16 protein-coding genes and 1 tRNA gene are annotated in these 17,272 nt (G+C 60.1%); 3 read left to right on the plus strand and 14 right to left on the minus strand.

The genetic code is table 11. The features are described from left to right. Positions 1 to 20: 20 nt before the first annotated feature. The 8 genes from DCC25_RS03010 to DCC25_RS03045 all read right to left on the minus strand — a co-directional run bounded on the left by DCC25_RS03010 (position 21) and on the right by DCC25_RS03045 (position 9,646). Positions 21 to 1,019 (minus strand): FKBP-type peptidyl-prolyl cis-trans isomerase, encoded by a 999-nt coding sequence (locus DCC25_RS03010; RefSeq protein WP_110100562.1) that lies wholly within the window; start codon positions 1,017 to 1,019, stop codon positions 21 to 23. A 108-nt stretch (positions 1,020 to 1,127) separates the two neighbouring features. After that, a complete protein-coding gene (pafA, locus tag DCC25_RS03015; RefSeq protein ID WP_110100563.1) occupies positions 1,128 to 2,561 on the minus strand; it encodes a Pup--protein ligase in 1,434 nt (477 codons plus the stop codon). A 95-nt stretch (positions 2,562 to 2,656) separates the two neighbouring features. Next, positions 2,657 to 2,863, minus strand: a complete 207-nt coding sequence (locus DCC25_RS03020) for a ubiquitin-like protein Pup (protein ID WP_110100564.1) — start codon at positions 2,861 to 2,863, stop codon at positions 2,657 to 2,659. A 48-nt stretch (positions 2,864 to 2,911) separates the two neighbouring features. Next, positions 2,912 to 4,678, minus strand: coding sequence for a depupylase/deamidase Dop (dop, locus tag DCC25_RS03025; RefSeq protein WP_233487874.1), 1,767 nt, complete (start codon positions 4,676 to 4,678; stop codon positions 2,912 to 2,914). 4 nt (positions 4,679 to 4,682) lie between these two features. After that, a complete protein-coding gene (gene arc, locus DCC25_RS03030; RefSeq protein WP_233487876.1) occupies positions 4,683 to 6,467 on the minus strand; it encodes a proteasome ATPase in 1,785 nt (594 codons plus the stop codon). Positions 6,468 to 6,516: 49 nt separating this feature from the next. Beyond that, entirely contained in the window at positions 6,517 to 7,638 is a 1,122-nt protein-coding gene (locus tag DCC25_RS03035; protein WP_110098341.1) for a tRNA (adenine-N1)-methyltransferase, read from the minus strand. 71 nt (positions 7,639 to 7,709) lie between these two features. Continuing rightward, entirely contained in the window at positions 7,710 to 8,921 is a 1,212-nt protein-coding gene (locus DCC25_RS03040; RefSeq protein WP_158524704.1) for a site-2 protease family protein, read from the minus strand. Further along, a complete protein-coding gene (locus DCC25_RS03045; RefSeq protein ID WP_110100567.1) occupies positions 8,918 to 9,646 on the minus strand; it encodes an HAD family phosphatase in 729 nt (242 codons plus the stop codon). Before DCC25_RS03045 ends, DCC25_RS03040 begins: the two co-directional genes overlap by 4 nt. A 214-nt stretch (positions 9,647 to 9,860) precedes the next feature. On the opposite strand from DCC25_RS03045, the gene DCC25_RS03050 reads away from it, so the two are divergent. Continuing rightward, positions 9,861 to 10,814: a PAC2 family protein gene (locus DCC25_RS03050; RefSeq protein ID WP_233242928.1), complete on the plus strand. Its 954-nt coding sequence runs from the start codon at positions 9,861 to 9,863 to the stop codon at positions 10,812 to 10,814. Here the strand turns inward: DCC25_RS03050 and mshC are convergent. The 3 genes from mshC to DCC25_RS03065 all read right to left on the minus strand — a co-directional run bounded on the left by mshC (position 10,762) and on the right by DCC25_RS03065 (position 13,447). Continuing rightward, complete coding sequence (gene mshC / locus DCC25_RS03055; protein ID WP_110100568.1) at positions 10,762 to 12,093, minus strand: cysteine--1-D-myo-inosityl 2-amino-2-deoxy-alpha-D-glucopyranoside ligase; 1,332 nt, start codon at positions 12,091 to 12,093, stop codon at positions 10,762 to 10,764. The genes DCC25_RS03050 and mshC overlap by 53 nt on opposite strands. 103 nt (positions 12,094 to 12,196) lie before the next feature. Next, complete coding sequence (locus tag DCC25_RS03060) at positions 12,197 to 13,033, minus strand: undecaprenyl-diphosphate phosphatase (protein ID WP_110098337.1); 837 nt, start codon at positions 13,031 to 13,033, stop codon at positions 12,197 to 12,199. A gap of 138 nt (positions 13,034 to 13,171) precedes the next feature. Further along, positions 13,172 to 13,447 (minus strand): hypothetical protein, encoded by a 276-nt coding sequence (locus DCC25_RS03065; protein WP_110098336.1) that lies wholly within the window; start codon positions 13,445 to 13,447, stop codon positions 13,172 to 13,174. 197 nt (positions 13,448 to 13,644) lie between these two features. Here DCC25_RS03065 and DCC25_RS03070 point away from each other — a divergent pair, with 197 nt between their 5' ends. Beyond that, complete coding sequence (locus DCC25_RS03070; RefSeq protein WP_110098335.1) at positions 13,645 to 13,875, plus strand: DUF5703 family protein; 231 nt, start codon at positions 13,645 to 13,647, stop codon at positions 13,873 to 13,875. Between the two features lie 30 nt (positions 13,876 to 13,905). Here the strand turns inward: DCC25_RS03070 and DCC25_RS03075 are convergent, their stop codons facing one another. Both DCC25_RS03075 and DCC25_RS03080 read right to left on the minus strand, forming a co-directional pair. Next, positions 13,906 to 15,090 (minus strand): acyl-CoA dehydrogenase family protein, encoded by a 1,185-nt coding sequence (locus DCC25_RS03075; protein ID WP_334228078.1) that lies wholly within the window; start codon positions 15,088 to 15,090, stop codon positions 13,906 to 13,908. Beyond that, positions 15,087 to 16,439: a M20/M25/M40 family metallo-hydrolase gene (locus DCC25_RS03080; protein WP_110100569.1), complete on the minus strand. Its 1,353-nt coding sequence runs from the start codon at positions 16,437 to 16,439 to the stop codon at positions 15,087 to 15,089. Before DCC25_RS03080 ends, DCC25_RS03075 begins: the two co-directional genes overlap by 4 nt. Positions 16,440 to 16,603: 164 nt before the next feature. On the opposite strand from DCC25_RS03080, the gene DCC25_RS03085 reads away from it, so the two are divergent. Further along, positions 16,604 to 16,689, plus strand: a tRNA-Leu gene (locus tag DCC25_RS03085). Positions 16,690 to 16,785: 96 nt separating this feature from the next. Here the strand turns inward: DCC25_RS03085 and DCC25_RS03090 are convergent. Beyond that, positions 16,786 to 17,187, minus strand: coding sequence for a hypothetical protein (locus tag DCC25_RS03090; protein WP_146206402.1), 402 nt, complete (start codon positions 17,185 to 17,187; stop codon positions 16,786 to 16,788). Positions 17,188 to 17,272: the final 85 nt, after the last annotated feature.

Here is a 17,272-nt window from a genome sequence, read left to right on the forward strand (position 1 = left end):
ACCCTATCGTGTTTGTCGTCCTATTCAGAGGCCTCATCTGAAGGAGCAGGCTGGTCGGCACCTTCGGGCGGGGTCATGTCGACTTTGTGCAGAATGTCGACGACGAACACCAGGGTTTCCTCCTGGAGCTCATGACCTTCCGAATCGCCATAACCTTGCTCGGGCGGAACCGAGATCAGCACGCGGGAGCCGACCTGCTGACCGTCCAGGCCTTCCTTCCAACCCTCAATCAAGCCGTTGATGTCAAACTGTGCTGGGCTACCGTTGGCCCAGGAAGAGTCAAACTCTTCACCATCAGACCACTTAATACCGCGGTACTGGACGGTCACAAACGAGTTGGAATCGACCTGTTCGCCCTCGCCCTCCTTCAGCACCTCGACTTCGAGGTCTTCCGGGGGGTCGCCTTCCGGGGTTTCGATGGTGGGCTCACCGGTCTCCTCGTTCTCGGTGACGGTCGGCAAGGCGGGGTCTAATTCTGATTCGTCCACGGGTTCGCCGTCGGCGTGGGTGGGCAATTCTTCGGATATCCGAAACACCAAGAGCTGATCGGGTGTGCCGTTGCCATAGGTGTTGGCTGGCACGTAGTAGGCCATCAGGGACCCGACGGGGTTCGTGGTGAGCGCTTCGTGTAAGGTCGGGTCTTCTTCGGCTAAGCGGGGATCGATGTAGAGGGCCTCCCCATTGCCGGTGAACGATTCTTGTGTCACCTCAGAATTGGTCGGGTCAACCACAGCCGTGTGGATCAGGGCCAGATCTTCGTCATCCAAGGTTTCGCCGTCGCCTTGTTCCAAAACTCGGGTGGAGACCTCATCGGCCTCGATCGCTCCATCCACGGTCACGTCAGGAGCCTGCTGTGGGTCGGACTGTTCGAAGTCAACGACATCCAGAGCATCAACGTCGCCGGTGCCTTCGGCGCCACCACAACCGGACAGTATCAGGGACGCGCTCAGGGCGAGGCTCGTGATCAGTGTTGCGCGTCGGGTTGCGCGTTGTGAACAAGGGGAAGACAACTTAGCCATGGACAAATAGATCCTCGATCATGTAATTGATATAGACATTCCCGGTGGGGTTCTCTTTACCAATGGTTACACAAACATCGGCAGGCGTGACAGATTTTGCACCGTGGTTTATCCCTCGATCCCAGCGCGTGCCAAGAGTTCATCGACTTGACTGGAATCTGTGTCTAACGGATCTTTTGTATGAACGGTATGAAGCGGGAAATCGACAAATTTCAGATGCGTCCAGTCCACGGCGTATCCCATCCCCGCATCGCGGGCAGCACGGATAAACCGGCCACGAATACTGGCTCGAGTGGTTGTGGGTGGGTGTTCGGTGGCGTGGGTGATGTCCTGATCGGTCAGGACCCGACGGGCTGCATTGCGTGATTGCAACAAGTAAAACAAGCTCCGATCGGGGTTGATGTCGTGATAGGACAGATCCAATTGTTTGACCCGCGGGTGATCAAGACCATAACCGTTTTTCTCGCAATAGCGGTTGATAAACCGGTACTTAATAGCCCAGTCGATCTCGGTATCAATCCGAGAAAAATCTTGGGCCTCCACGGCCTCCAAGGTGCGCTCCCAGAGTTGCATGGCCGCCGATAATTCATCGTGGTGGGCACCATGTCGTTGAATAAAGTGTTGCGCCAAGGCCAGAATCTCCCACTGGATTTCTAATGCCGAACGGGTACCACCCTCAGCGAGGTCAAGTTGCTCGGTTCCGGTTAAATCATGGGAGACCTGCCGAATGGCGCGGACCGGGTGAGCTAGTTGCAACTGCGGTAGGGGCACCCCAGCCTCCAGAATCCGCAACATCAGATCGGTGGTGGCCAGCCGTAACAACTGGGTGGTCTCGGACATATTCGAGTCCCCGACGATGACGTGCAGCCTCCGGTGTACCGCCGCATCGGCATGGGGTTCATCGCGGGTGTTGATGATCGGACGCGCCCTGGTGGAGGAGGATGACACCCCTTCTTGGACGTAGTCGGCACGCTGAGAGAAGGCGAAATGGGGCTCGGGGTTCACCGGGAACCTCGCCTGCTCGGGTAGTTGCGAGGGGTCCGGGATGACCACACCGGATCCGGTCATCAGCTGGCGGGTGACCAAGAAAGGAATCAACGCATCGGTGAGCCGCCGAAACCGTAGCGACCGGGTGATGGTGTAGTTCTCGTGGGAGCCGAACGCGTTGCCCTGGGAGTCGGCGTTATTGCGATAGAGATAGATGGTTCCGGAAAATCCATCCTCGGCCAGGGCCGCTTCGGCCCGGTGGGCCAGCTCACCGAAGATGCGCTCACCGGCTTTGTCCGAGGCGATCAATTCACTGGGCAGACTGCACTCGGCGGTGGCGTATTCGGGATGGGAGCCCACGTCCAGATAGAGCCGAGACCCGTTGGAGATGAACACGTTGGAGGAGCCACCCCAGGACACCACCGGCCGGAACAGGTAGCGGGCCACGTCCTCGGGGTTCAGCCGGCCGGTGGGACTGCCGGTGCGGGGGTCAATTCCGGAGGGAACATAGTGCACCCCATATTCGGTTTCCACGCCGAAAGCGCGATGGTCCATGGTGTGAGGCTCCCCTTTCTGTGTCTCAGCCACGCCGAGGGTACAATGTCTGAGACGGTTGTGGCCTTCGTGGTGCTGGTGGTGCTATCGAGGGTTTACTGGCCACCTTTTTGGACGAAACCTTTGACGAATTCCTCGGCGTTGGTTTCTAAGACGTCGTCAATATCGTCGAGCAACGAGTCCAGGTCCCCGGCCGAGGAGCTGCTACTGGTCGCCGGTGCGGTCGCCGGTTCCGGGGTGCCCGGGTCGCCCTGATCTTCACGTTGGTCGCGGTACTGGGGTGAGTTCTGTTGAGCTGCCATGATGGTGATCCTCCTGATCGGTCCTAATGGTGTGTGGTGGTCCTGAGCCTAGCGGTCATACCGGGTGCTGCGTTGAGAGCGTGGCCCGTTGTGGTATCGGCTCAGCACGGTGAGCACCTCGGTGAGTGCCTGATTGGTCTGCGGTGAGGGTGTCGCCGGGACTGGCTCGCGTCCGGGGCGGAAGATCTCGGTGTCCTCCCCAACCGGGGCACCGGTAGACAGCTCTTGCAGGTGGCGAATTTCGGCCTTGCTACCGGCCAAGGGCTCACGCAGGTCCAGCCGGTAGAGCCGGCCCTCGTGGTAGGGCCGGAAGACCAGGTTGTCCCAGGACACCCCGGCCAGATGGGCGCCAAAGATGCCAATACTGCGACCGCGGGTATAAGCCCGGGTGTCCTCCGGCGGGTCCATCACCGCCCGGTGAACGACGGTATCGTCGACGAGCTGGCGGATGCTCCCCCGGGCTACCAGCGCGTGGTAGAGGCCCTTGTCGGGACGAATATCGGCCCACTGCAGGTCCATCATGGCCAGTTTGGCCTCGTCCCACCTGCCAGTGGCCGTCCGAGCGCGCATGGCATCGAGCAACCGGTATTTGCCGAGCCACTCGATCCGGTCACTGAACTGATACGGGTCGGTGCGCAACCCGTCCACGGCAGTCCGCCACTCGTAGAGCACCTGACGGGTCTGTTCATCGGTGATCTGAAAACGTTGCACGTGGTCTTCGGCGGCCTCCAGGTAGCGTTCTAGTAAATCCAGCCCGGTATATTGGCCGGCACCATTGACGGTCACTGTGGCCTGCAACGACGGATCGTGGCTGATGGTTTGCAACGCTGCGACCGGGTCGGCCAGCTCGAGGGCGGGGGCGGTTCCTAGCTCGATCATGTGCAACACCAGCGAGGTCATGCCCACCCGCATCCAGGTGGCCCACTGACTGAGGTTGGCATCACCAATAATGACGTGCAACCGCCGATAGCTGGAGGCGGTCGCGTGTGGTTCGTCGCGGGTATTGACGATCGGGCGGTGAATAGTGGTCTCGATCCCGACTTCTTCTTCAAAGAAATCTGCGCGTTGGGAGAGCTGGAACCCAGCCCGGCGGTCGCTGATGCCGATCCCGACCCGGCCCGAGCCGGTGATCACCTGCCGGGCAACGAAAAACGGCAGGAGTCGGGCGGTGAGTTCTTCGAAATTCAGGCCTCGGTCCACCAGGTAATTCTCGTGGGCCCCATAGGAGGCGAGTTTGCCGTCGGTGTTGTTTTTATAGATTTGGACCGCGGCCCGATGGCTGTGGGCGTTCAGATACGCTACCGCCGAGCCGATGATCAGATCCCCGGCCTGGTCGTAGATCATCGCCTGCCAAGGGTTGGTGGTCTCTGGGGAGGAATATTCCGGGTGGGCGTGATCAACGTAGAACCGTGCCCCATTGGGCAATAAGGTGTTGACCAGCTGGTGGATCGGTTTGCCCTCAGCATCGTTGAGTGGCTGGTTGGTTAGCTGGGTGGGGTGGGCTTCGGTAACCGGGATCCGCCATCCGCGGGCGTCCATCAACGGGGATTCCTCCCCGTAGTCCCACTCGGTGCCGGCCACCGGGACGTGGTCGTCCTGAAGCTTTTGAGCGTAGGCGTTGACGACATCGAACGAGAGGGCTGCGTGGGATGCCCCCGGCTGGGTGGGGGCGTGAATCCCGTACTCGGTTTCTAATCCCACCACCCGGTGGACACCCCATCCCACGGTGGCTCGTCCGGCGGGGACGAGGTCTTGGGCGCCTGCGGGCAACAGCGTTGGTGGGCGCTGGCTGGAGCTCTGCTGGTGCTCGGTCACCGGATTACTCCCCCGCTGAGGTGGTGTTGGCTGACGTGGTGTGCTGAGCCTGGTTGGCTTTAACCGCTTCTTCGACCCGGCGGGCATTCTCGTTCTTATCGCCCAAGAACGAGGCCTCACACAGCATCCGTAATCCCACCACCCGGGGTCCGCGGTGACCAGAAATTTTCACCCACTCCTCCGGGGAGGAAGTATTGGGCAGATCCTGCTGTTCGGCAAATTCTTCAGAGACCGCCCGAACCAGGTGCTGGGTCTTCAGTCCCTTGGCTGCCTGCGGGTGATGGTCTTGAGCGGCCAAATACTCCTTGATGGCATGGGTTTTGGCCCGGTCCACCACATTGGCGATGGCAGCCCCCGAGGCGAAATCCGCAAAGTGCAACACCTGAGTGGAGCCATCCAGGTAGGTCACCTCCACATACTCGGTCTGTGGCACCCGGGCGTACATGTAGGCTGCAGCGGTGGAGATCATCGACTCCACCGTGGCCTCACGACTGCCGTGCACCGCCAGCTCGGAGGGGTGCAACGGCACCTCAGCAGTAACGTACTTGCTAAAGATTTCGCGAGCTTCGGCCTCATTGGGGCGCTCTACCCGAATCTTGACGTCCAGGCGACCCGGGCGCAGGATGGCCGGATCGATCATATCCTCCCGGTTGGACGCACCGATAACAATCACATTATTCAGTGACTCCACACCGTCAATTTCTGCCAGTAACTGCGGGACGATGGTGGTTTCGACATCGGAGGACGTCCCGGACCCGCGGGTGCGGAACAGTGACTCCATTTCGTCGAAGAAGATCACCACCGGGTAGCCGTCCGAGGCTTTTTCCCGGGCCCGAGCAAAGAGTGTGCGAATATGGCGTTCGGTCTCCCCCACATACTTATTCAGCAACTCGGGGCCCTTGATGTTCAAAAAGTAGGCGGTGCGATCCCCGGAGCCACGTTGGGCTAAGGAGTTGGCCACCGCTTTGGCAATCAGGGTTTTACCAGTACCGGGGGGTCCGTACAGCAACACGCCCTTTGGCGGGGTCAACCCGTGTTCGCGGTAGAGGTCAGGGTGGGTGAACGGTAGCTCGACCGCGTCGCGGATCATCTCAATCTGATCGCCCAGTCCGCCAATGTCGTCATAGGAAATATTGGGGACCTTCTCCAACACCACATCTTGGACCTCGGAGAGAGCAACCACGTCGAAAACATAACCGGACTTCACGTCCACGGTGACCGCATCACCGACACGGATCGGGCGGTCGGCCAGTTCGTGGACCCGCCGCATCACGTGCTCGTCATCGGCGCGACCGACTACCAGTAACAGCCCGTCATCGAGTACTTCTTTCACGCGAGCCAGCTCGCCGGTGGTGGTGTGCCCCAAGACCGAGATGACGCAGAGGGATTCGTCGAGCAACACCTCGGCACCTGAGACGACCTGCTGTGCATCCAGCAACGGGGACAGGTGCGTGCGGAGTTTACGGCCGTTGTAGAGCACATCCACGCTCGCCCGAGTGGTGGCAGCTAGCTCGGTGCCCTCCACCGCCTGGCGGGCCGGGTGGTACTGCAACACGGTGGCAAAATTAAACGGTGGCAGTGCTGCGTCTTCAATGGATTGCTTTAACGTGGCAATCTGTTCGCGGGTGAGGTCCAGCATCTCCACCATCCGCCGGTTATTGCGGGAGGCGGCGTCAATGTCATGACGTAGCTGCCGATTCTTCTCCACCAATGAGCCCAGACGGCGCCGCATGGAGGACAGCTGTTGCTCGGCGGTGGTTGCGGAATCAACGCGTGCCGGTTCCGTCATTGAAGACCCTCCTAACGTTCTGAGGTCACCCTTCTATTCTACGCGTATCCTACGCGGTGGACCCTGGAGGTTGAGTGTTGTTCTCCCCCAGCTCACCGGAATGTTGCTGTGTGGTGACCTGGGTGGTGCGCTGTGCTGTGGCGGCGTGTTGGGCGTACCGGGTTGCCGCGCGGGCTTCTTTGCGGGCACGTTTGGGTTTGGCCTCGCGTTGGCCGTGTTCTTCGGGTACCCAGCGCGCCTCGTCGCTGGGCGTCCACAACTCAATGTCGTCGTCACTGAACTTTTCGGACTTATCACGCTTGCGCAACTGCAAAGACTCTTGGTGATCGGCCATCCGGCGGGTGACCAACAGGAATCCGGTATGTCCGATCATCCGGTGTTCGGGGCGGACCGCCAGACCTTCAACGTGCCAATCCCGCATCATGGTTTCCGAAGCCCGGGTGGCGGTAAAGGATCCGGACTCACGAATGGCTTCAGCGGTCCGAGACAGCTGGGTGGCCGTGGCCACGTAGGTCAGCCACACTCCCCCGGGTACCAGGAGCTCACGGACCATCTCCACACACTCCCAGGGAGCCAACATATCCAGCACCACGCGGTCGAAGCTGCCCGGTTCGTGGTCCGCTAACGCCTGAGTTTGGACATCGCCGAGGTGGAGGTGCCAGCCCGGGTGGGGGCCGGCGAAATAGGTTTCGATATTTCCTCGGGCAATGTCGGCGAAGTCCTCGCGACGTTCATAGGAGTGCACCTGTCCCTGATCACCGACCGCTTGCAACAGCGACATGGTCAGTCCCCCGGATCCGGCTCCGGCCTCCAGCACCCGGGCGCCGGGATAGATATCGGCCTGTTGCAGAATTTGACCGGAATCCTTCGGATAGACCACGGTGGCTCCGCGTGGCATGGAGAGCACGAAGTCGTTCAGTAGCGGTCGCAACACCCGGTACTGGTGGCCCAAGGAATTGGTGACCACCACGCCGTCGGGTCCGCCAATCAACTCGTCGTGGGATAAATACCCCTGGTGAGAATGAAACACTTCTCCCGGTACCAGCGTGATGGTGTTCATCTTGCCCTTCTCATCGGTGAGTTGCACCCGCTGGCCGGCCAGCAATGGGCCACGCCGGGCGGTCAGGCCGGTAGGTCGGGGTGTGCCGGGTGTGCAGGGAGTGTACGGCATTGAAGACGTCTCCTGTGGGGTTGAGGGATAGCGTTTGTTTTTGTGCGGGAGCCAGGACCGGGGTCGCAGGCTTATCGGCCGGTGGACAGATATACCGCGATGCGACTGCCCAACACAGCTGCCGCCGGGAGCTGGCTGGTGCTGGCCGGGGTGCCTGAGCCAGGGGTGAGCAGGAAGACCTGATCGGGATCTGTGGCTAGGGCCGAACCTAGTTCGGAGATCCGCCGGTCCGCGGGCACGTAGTGGGTGCTTCCGGTAAAGGCCTGGCTGACCTCGTGGGCGCTGGTCTGGTGGCGGAATTCGGTCGGTACCTGGGCCAGCGTGGCCGGATCAATCAGACCGGTCACCCGAGGGGGACCGGTCTCCTGCGACGAACTGAGTTGCACAATAAGTGGCTGGTCGTGATAGCCGGCCGGGTATTTCTGCAACTTGTCGATCACCTGGGCCACCGGGGTGGTTGCACTGACGAGGATGACAGCAACGGCGAGCTCTGCCAGCACCGTCGCCTCGGCACGACGCAGGGCGTTGCCACGTTTAATTCCCTCGCCGGCAGCCCCCCAGAGCATCAGCACCAGCACCCCGACGACGACCAATAACAGGATGGGTAGCTGATCGCCTCTCAGGATGAGCACAGCCACCACCCCGATGATCAGCGCGGCGACGATCAGGCGCCCAGACCAGCCGGCAGCAATCAATCCTTGGGCCTTGGAACCGGTGATCTTCCAGCCAATGGTTTCCACCACGCTACCACCGTCCAGCGGGTGCCCAGGCAGGAGATTAAAGGCAGCGATCAGCCAGTTTCCAGTGGTGAGCACGGAGATCAGGCCCAGCCAGGGGCTGGGAAGGTGTGGGCCGGTCAGCTCAGCCACCAGGGTCAATATCAGCGCCAGCAGGATATTGGCAGCCGGGCCGGCCAGAGCCACCACCATGGAGCGCATCGGGGTGCGGGGATGGTTGCCATCGTGCTCAGCAAAGGAGGTGTATCCGCCCCAGAGGGTCAGTCGGATCTCATAGACTCGCCACCCGAACGACCGGGCGGCGATGGCGTGGGCAAGCTCGTGGCAGAGCACCGTGATCAGTAGCCCGAGCACAAAGAACGCCGAGAGCAACCAAGGCAACCAGCCCGGGGCCGTCGGCGGGGTGAGGATCACGAAGAACGGGCGAATCAGGATCAGCAAGGCCGTAGCGAAGATCCACCAGCTCCAGGCCAACCGGATCGGGGTCCGACCGTAGCGGGCGATGACAATGCCCTGCTCCGAGACGGTGGCTGATGAGGCACTCACGATGGGGCCACCCAGTCTTGCAAACGCTGATAGCTCACTTCGGTGAGTGAATTCACCACCAACAACTTCCCGGACCGGGCCAGCCGGTGTTCGGTGATCTGGTCGGGTAAGGGGACCGAGCCAGTGCGCCGGATGGCCACGGTGGGCAGTCCGGCGCTCAGTCCAGACAGGATCCCGGGGACCGAATCCTCTAAAACCACCACGCGACCAGACTCAGCGGCCCGGTCTAGCCCGAGCCGGGCAACGGCGGTGAGGTAAGGTTCTGGGTCCGGTTTGCCGTGGGTCACCTGGTCTCCCCCCACGGTGGCGGTGAACCCATGGTTCGGCACGGCAGACAACACGGACTCAATCAGGGAGGTAAACGAGGCAGAGACCACCGCGTGTAAAACCGCGCGCTTGTTGAGGTCCGCCAGTAGATCGGCTGCTCCCGGGGTCAGCGGCGCATGGCCGACCACCTGGGCGGTGACTCGCTCATATTCCATCCGGGTCAGCTCCTCGGCCGGAATTTGTACACCAAGTGAGCTGAAGATCTCGGCGGTCGCGGCCATGGTCTGGCCCTGGAGCCGGTGGGCCAGCTCGTCGGTGAACTCCACACCGTGCTCGGCTAAGATCGCGGCATGGGCGGCGTTCCAGGCCGGTTCGGTATCCACGAGGGTACCATCCATGTCCCACAGCACGGCCTGCAGTGCTCGGGGCGGAATGTCACAGCGGTTGGTGTCAGTCACAGTGGTGATGGTTGGCCTTCAGACGTTCGGTGGCATCAGGACTAAAGGTTAACTCTAGCGCTCGCCGTGGGCATTCCCCACTGATCTTTTCGCTCACCGTCGCCGACTCGGCACTTATCCAATAATGAACGTGAGGAGATTTCCCGGATGTCTCCAGCGGTAGTGGGTAAGGTGGATCAATAGTCTCTATTGCGTTGACCGAGGTGAAACGAGCGTGAGTTTTGAAGAATCCATGGATCGGCCAGCCGAGGCCGAGCCGGATGATCGGGAACCGGTGCGGTCTCTGCCGGACTACCTGCACTACCGTGCAGAACAGCCCACGTACCGTTCCCCGGGACCGTTGCGGATTATGGTTGCGGCCTTTGAGGGGTGGAACGATGCCGGTGAGGCGGCCACCGACGCGGTGGAAGAACTCGCCACCCAGGCCCATGCCGAGCAGTACCGGCAGGTCAACGATGACGACTATTACGATTTTCAGATGACTCGCCCGGTGGTCACTCGTGCGGAGAACTCCCTGGGGCAGATCAACTGGCCACAGACCCGGATTCTGCATTCTGCTGCCGGAACCACCACCGAAGACCAGCCGGATCTGTATTTTATGCTTGGCGTCGAGCCGTCACTGCGGTGGCGGGCCTTTGTGTCCGAGATCGTGGACGTAGCCGAAGACCTCGACCTCGACGCGGTGGTGATGGTCGGTTCGTATCTTTCTGACGTGCCACACTCCAGGCCGCTGACCGCGACCTTGTTCTCGACCCAGTCGGCGGTACGGGCCGGTTTAGAGGATGTGCTCAGCCCCCATTATGAAGGCCCGACCGGTATTACCGGAGTGATCGCCGAGGAAGCCGCCCGTGACGGTTTTACGGTGCTCTCGGTCTGGAGCGTCGTTCCCCACTATGTGTCCCAGGCGCCCTCCCCGAAGGCGAAGCTGGGCCTGGTGACCCGGCTCGAGGAGCTACTGGGCATGCGGGTTGAGGTGGGCTCGCTGACCGAAGACGCTGAGGCCTGGGAGCGTGGCGTTGATGAGCTGGCCGAGGAGGATCAGGAAGTTTCCGATTACATTCGCCGGTTAGAAAAAGCCCAGGACACCGAAGAACTGCCCGAGGCCTCGGGTGAATCTATTGCCCGGGAATTTGAGCGGTTTCTGCGTCGACGGGATGATCAGCAGTAATCAGCTGGATCCCCAATACCGCCTCCATAACCTCCGCCACACCGGGGCGTGCCTCGGTTGGGGCGTGAGCCGAGGGTTGCGGTCCTCGTGCGTGGGCGCTTTCTGCCCAGACATCCACGGCCTGCAGTGCCGTAGGAGCATCCAGGTCATGGCTGAGGGCTTGGTGTATGGCAGAGAGCAACTCGGCCCCATCCTGTGTTGCTTCACCGGCCAGGGCTCGGCGCCAACCAGCGATCCGATCGGCGCTGTCGGTGAGCTCTCGGGTGGTAAATGACCAGTCGGTGCGGTAGTGGTGGTTGAGTAAGAGCGCCCGAATCGCTGCCGGCTCGTGTCCGTCGGCGGTCAGTTGGGAGACTAAAACCAAGTTGCCCAAGGACTTCGACATCTTCTCCCCGTCGAGACCGACCATCCCGGCATGCACATATAACCGTGCCATCGGCGTGTGATCCACGGCGGTGGCGTGGGCAGCAGAGAATTCATGGTGCGGGAACCGCAGATCGGAGCCTCCAGCTTGCACGTCGAAAGGGGCCGGGAGGGTCTTGCGGGCAATCATTGAGCACTCAATATGCCAGCCGGGACGACCTCGACCGATGACGGCCGCATCCCAGGAGGGTTCCCCTTCGCGGGCGGCCTTCCATACCAGCGGGTCCAGCGGATTCTTCTTGCCGGGACGTTGCGGGTCTCCCCCACGTTCGGGAAAGACCTCCTGCATCTCCGCCAGACTCATCCCGGACACGCTACCCAAGCGCCAGTTGCAGGCAGCTTCGGCAGCCTCAATAGAAAAATAGAGGTCGCCGTCGGGGTCACCGTTGTCTCCGGGCACCGGATAGGCGATACCGAGCTCGTAGAGCTGGGTGACGATCTCAATGACCCAGTCCACCGTCTCGGAAACACTGAGGTAGTAATCCGGTGGCAATACGTTCAGCTGGGCCATATCTGAGCGGAACAGATTGGTCTGGTCTTCAGCGAGTTGCTGCCAGTCCACGTTGGTGGATTGGGCGCGTTCAAATAGCGGGTCATCGACGTCGGTGACGTTTTGGGTGTAGACCACGGACTTGCCAGCGCTACGCCAAAACCGGTTCAACAGATCAAAGGCTACGTAGGTGTTGGCGTGGCCGAGGTGCGTGGCGTCGTAGGGCGTAATACCGCAGACGTATAGGGAGGCCTGATCGCCGGTGACCGTCGCATCCTGCAGGGACCGGGTTGCGGAATCGAAGAGCTCGAGGCGAGCTGATTGCGGTGGAAGCGACGGTGGTTGTGTGGCAGACCAGGATTCCACGGACCCTCCTGAAAGCGGTGTTGTCAGTGATGGCCGACGTCATCTCACAACGTCGTTGGTACCGTCTTGACTCTAATCGACGGTGCTGATCTGGTCATGTTGATTAGGCCGAGATGACATCAAAGCCCAGCAGAACGAACAGCACCGTACCCAGCGCAATGCGATACCACACAAAGGGCTTATACGAGTTCTGCGAGATGAACCGCATCAGCCAGGCAATGACGGCATACCCAACAACGAAAGACACGACGGTGGCCACGAAGGTCTCACCTAACCCGAAGGCTCCTTGGGCTTCGGCGGGGTCAGTCAGGGCGCCAAAGAGCTTATAAAAACCTGAGGCGAACACGGCCGGCACCGCCAGCAGGAAGGCGTAGCGGGTGGCTGCTTGGCGTGTGTAGCCCAGCGCCAGCCCCATAGTAATCGTGCCACCAGAACGCGAGACACCCGGTATTAACGCCAGCGCTTGGGCGAAACCGTAGAGAATACCGTCACGCCAGGTGAGTTTCTCCAGCGGTTTGACCTGGCGACCCAACGTATCGGCGACAGCCAGCAACACACCGAAGACGATGAGCATGGTTGCCACGATCCATAGCGAACGGAAGCTGGTATCAATCCAGTCTTCTAACAGCAATCCCAGCACTCCAATGGGGATGGAACCGACAATGATCAGCCAGCCCATGCGCACGTCGGGATCGGATTGAGGTACTTTACGCGCTAAAGCCTGGAACCATTTGCTGATGATGTTGACGATATCTCGCCAGAAAAAAATCAGCACGGCCAGTTCCGTACCGATCTGGGTGATCGCAGTAAATGCAGCACCGGGATCTTCGGCCCGGGGCAAGAACTCTCCGGCGATACGCAGGTGCGCCGACGACGATATCGGAATAAATTCTGTCAGGCCTTGGATTAGCCCGAGAATGATTGCCTCAATCCAACTCACGCCGGACGATTCTACGTCAGTTCTCTGAGAACCTTAGACACGGGTCGGGTGAGTCGAAAAATGTGGTGGTCGAACAGGGTTCATCCGCCCAGGCCAGCGATATACGTTCAGAAAGACGATCAGACCAGATGGTCCAGCCTAGTAATCCTCGTCCTCGTCGTCCTCATCGTAGTCATCATCGTCAAAGTCGTCGTCATCGTCGTCGATGTCGTCATCTTCGAAAATGTCGAGAGGGGTGACCTCGCCGGTGACGTTGTAGAGGGCGTCCTCGTAGTTCTCAAATGCCTCAACCAGGGCGTCTTCGGCAGACTCCAACGTGGTCGTGTCCGAATCGTCCTTATTCAACGCCGCCATCATGTGCTCCTGCAGGGCGGATACTAACGACTGGAGCTCTACGCGTGGATCGCTACTCATAGTAGATACGCTAGCTGGAAATCGTGGCGTGGTACACCTTTATTCGGCATCTGTGTCCGATTTTCTTTCACGGTAAGCAATACGGTGTTACGCCCACCTGCCTGGAGTGTCCTTGATCGGCTAGTCTGGACTCCAGCTGAGGATGCCTGCACCCCACACGCGTGCAGGTCCCACCACAACGTCAAGGAGAAGGCTCTGTGCGCGAAGATCCCGTGGTCTCAACCGTCGATAGTCTGACTCGCCAGGACCGCTGGGAATACCTGGTTTTGACAGTTGCCCCGAATGACTCCCTCCCAGAGGCTCGTCGCCGGCTGGTCGAGCACGCCGAGTACGGTAAATGGGAACTGAAACGGTCCTTGATCTACCGCGGTGGGGCACGCCGATTCTGGATGCGTCGGAAGATCTATAAAGTCGCGTCCACCCTCTAGACGGGCTGACTGGGGGATCCCGGTCCGTGGCTACTGGTCAAGCGGACCGAGCGCCCAGGTGGCCAACGTGTTGTGTGCCGACGCGTCGTTGGAGGGATGGAAGAAACCGGCAATCACGTCACGATAAAGCCGTGAAATCTCGGTGTGGCGGTTGAAGCTGGCCCCACCCGATATCTGAAACGCGTAATCCACCTGTTCTTTTGCGGTGCGCACCGCGTGAGTCTTATTGGCCACCAGTCGTGGGAACCACTCCGGGCCGAAGTCTTTGTTGTCTCGGATTGCTTCGGACAGGTAGCGCAGTTGCGCGTTCTGGGTGAGTTGCCGCAGCGCTGCTTCACCGGCGTGATACCGCAACACCGGATCCTGATCCAAGGTGATGCCCTGAACTGTGGAGGTGCGAAGAGCCAAAGCCTGCTGGGCCAGTTCCACCGCCCGGTCCCCGATCCCGGTGTAGACCGCAGACAGTAGCGTCAAAAAAGTCGAGAAAATCCCGAAGACCAGCAGATCTTGGTTGGGGCCTACCGGTAAGCGACGAATGACTTTTTCTGCTGAGATTGTGGCCTGCTCCAAGCGGGTAACGAGTGAGAAGGTAGCGCGCATGCCGAGCATGTCCCAGCTGGAATCATCGGCGCTGATCCCCTCAGCGCTACGATCCAGGACGCCGAAGATCAGTTGCGATCCGTCGGGCGTTTTCCCGAAGGTCAGCAGGTGCGTCCAGGCCGGTGAGAGGCTGGTGAAGATCTTGGTTCCGGTCAACGTCACCGAGCCGTCGGGGTTCGCCACGGCTTCGGTGCTGGAGTCGAACAGCACGGCGTCATTGCCAGCCTCGGAGATACCAAATGCGTATATCTCACCATTGGCAGAGCCACGATGAATAAACGTCAGCGAGTCATCTCCGTGGATGGCGAAGACCGAGGCGACCGCGTTGATGATCTGGTGCATATTGACCGCCAACGCGGTCGCCGGAGAGGCGGTGGCTAGCAGCCGCTGGGCTTCGGTGATCACGGCGAAGTCCCACCCAAGCCCGCCCAAATCCACTGGGGTTTGGGCGCGCAAATAGCCGGTCTCGGCTAAGTCCTGGAGATCGTCGTGTGGGAACGTGTTGTTTTCATCGTGCTCGACGGCGCGAGCCCGCAGTGTTTCTAAGAGTTCAGGGGTGAGAACTTTGCTGATCTTTGCTGAATGCTCTGAGGTGATCTGCGTCAACAGTCTCACCGATTCCTTTCATCGTGTCCGGGTTCCAGCACGCGCACCAGGGTGCGTACTCCGAAGTCCAAGGAATCCACCGGAATACGTTCATCGATGCCGTGGAAAAGGGCCGTGAAGTCCAGATCAGCCGGAAGTTTCAGAGGCATGAAACCATACCCGGTGATGCCGAGCTGGGACAGGTGGTTATTGTCGGTGCCACCAGACATCATAAAGGGCAACACCCGAGCGCCGGGGTCTTCGGCTTCAATGGCTGCGACCATCAGCTCAATGAGATCGCCAGAGAAGGGCACCTCTAAGGACGAGACCTTGTGTTCATAGTCGAACTCGATGCCGTCACCGGCCAGTTCACGAAGCTGTTCCATGACCTTGTCGTCTTCACCCGGTAACACGCGAGCATCGACTGTGCCTCGTGCTGTCCCCGGAATGACGTTGTGTTTATATCCGGCTGTCATGCCTGTGGGATTGGCGGAATTGCGCAAGGTAGAACCGACGAATTTTGCCGCAGAACCCAAAGCTTCCAACTGCGGGGAGGGATCGGTCTCGTCAAAATCGACCCCCATCATCTCTGAGACCTGCTCCATCAAATCCCGCGTGGTCTTGGTGTAATTTAGTGGCCAGGTGTGCCGGCCAATGCGGTCCATGGCTCCGGCCAGTCGGGTGACGGCATTATCGGGGTGCACCGAGGATCCGTGCCCCGGTGAGGCGGTGGCGGTGAGATTCAGCCAGGCGATGCCTTTCTCGCCGGTTTGCAACAGATAAGCCCGTTGCCCGGCAATCTCCGCGGAAAAACCGCCCACCTCGGAAATGGCCTCGGTGGCATCGGTAAGTAGCTCCGGACGGTTCTGCACCATCCACTGGGCTCCGTAGACTCCCCCGGCCTCTTCGTCGGAGAACAGGCATAAGATGATGTCACGACGGGGACGAAGCTCGTTGTGGACCAGGTATTCAAGTGCGGTGAGCATCATGGCATCCATGCCCTTCATATCCACCGCACCACGGCCCCAGATCATGCCGTCCTCGTCAATCTCACCGCTGAACGGGTCCCGGGACCACTCTTCAGCTTGAGCCGGGACGACGTCGAGATGGCCGTGCAGAATCAGTGCTGGAGCCTCCGCGTCCCACCCGGCTAAGCGACCGATGACCGAAAACCGGTCCGGTACCGATTCGATGATTTCGGGATTCATGCCCAGATCCGACATCACGTGGGCACAGTACTCGGCTGCTTCGCGTTCTCCGCGACAGTTATTACCCCCGAAATTCGTGGTGTCAATGCGAATCAAATCCGAGGTGATCTGCGCGACCCGCTGGCTGAGCAGACCGGGTTCTGGAATGTGCGACTCCGGTGAAGCTGTCATGTATCCCACTCTAACGGGAGGGGCTAAATTGGTCACAGATTCGCGGTGAGACGATACGCGCTATAGCACTGTTACCGCAGAACGTTTTTTCTCGTGCTAAGATGTACAGGTTGCCACTCCCCGATGCCGGTCTAAACCGTTCATGGTGGGACATTACTTCACCCGCGCGGGTGGCGGAATTGGTAGACGCGCAGCGTTGAGGTCGCTGTGACCTTTATCGGTCGTGGGGGTTCAAGTCCCCCTCCGCGCACGGATGGAAAACAGTTCGAGCCTGAGAGCATTTGCTCCCAGGCTCGAACTGTTTTGAGCCGTGACATTCCGGGGCTCATCTACGTTTAAGCGGTGCTTATACAGTGCGCTTCCGACCGAGTAGCTGCACCAAAAGCATGATGGAAAAGATCACCATACCCAAGGATGCCAGCAACAACAGCCACATACCGATTCCGGCCATCCCGCCGTCTTCGAAGAAGAAAACGGTGTAGTCATACCCGGCTTCTTCGTTGATCCAGTACAGCATGTAGATGATGTGGAAGGCACCGACCAGGGCTGCCAACAGCGCGGTGGTGAACTGAAAGCTACGAGCTGATTTGCCTAAAGCCAGCAAACTGAACGCCAGGGTGACCAGGAACAGGAGCAGGTGAACCCAGCCGAGGGTTTCAGCATCCTCCTCCAAGGCCGAGACGGACGCCGACAAGGGCTCCGAGAATGAAAAAATTCCGCCAGAATACGAAACCTGTGCTAATGGCATGAAAAGCGATAGTGTGCCCACCCCGGTGAGAACGGCCAGCACCACGGGAACCCAGGATTTCGTGGCGCCGAGCTCCTGTCCAGGA

It is taken from the genome of Auritidibacter sp. NML120636, assembly GCF_003185945.1.
Classification (GTDB): domain Bacteria; phylum Actinomycetota; class Actinomycetes; order Actinomycetales; family Micrococcaceae; genus Auritidibacter; species Auritidibacter ignavus.

What these genes read in the sequence shown, in the direction of transcription:
- pafA (WP_110100563.1), bottom strand. Translation starts at nt 2,561, where the DNA reads ATGGACCATCGCGCTTTCGGCGTGGAAACCGAATATGGGGTGCACTAT.
- arc (WP_233487876.1), bottom strand. Translation starts at nt 6,467, where the DNA reads ATGACGGAACCGGCACGCGTTGATTCCGCAACCACCGCCGAGCAACAG.
- DCC25_RS03090 (WP_146206402.1), bottom strand. Translation starts at nt 17,187, where the DNA reads ATGCCATTAGCACAGGTTTCGTATTCTGGCGGAATTTTTTCATTCTCG.
- DCC25_RS03080 (WP_110100569.1), bottom strand. Translation starts at nt 16,439, where the DNA reads ATGACAGCTTCACCGGAGTCGCACATTCCAGAACCCGGTCTGCTCAGC.
- DCC25_RS03010 (WP_110100562.1), bottom strand. Translation starts at nt 1,019, where the DNA reads ATGGCTAAGTTGTCTTCCCCTTGTTCACAACGCGCAACCCGACGCGCA.
- DCC25_RS03065 (WP_110098336.1), bottom strand. Translation starts at nt 13,447, where the DNA reads ATGAGTAGCGATCCACGCGTAGAGCTCCAGTCGTTAGTATCCGCCCTG.
- DCC25_RS03020 (WP_110100564.1), bottom strand. Translation starts at nt 2,863, where the DNA reads ATGGCAGCTCAACAGAACTCACCCCAGTACCGCGACCAACGTGAAGAT.
- DCC25_RS03035 (WP_110098341.1), bottom strand. Translation starts at nt 7,638, where the DNA reads ATGCCGTACACTCCCTGCACACCCGGCACACCCCGACCTACCGGCCTG.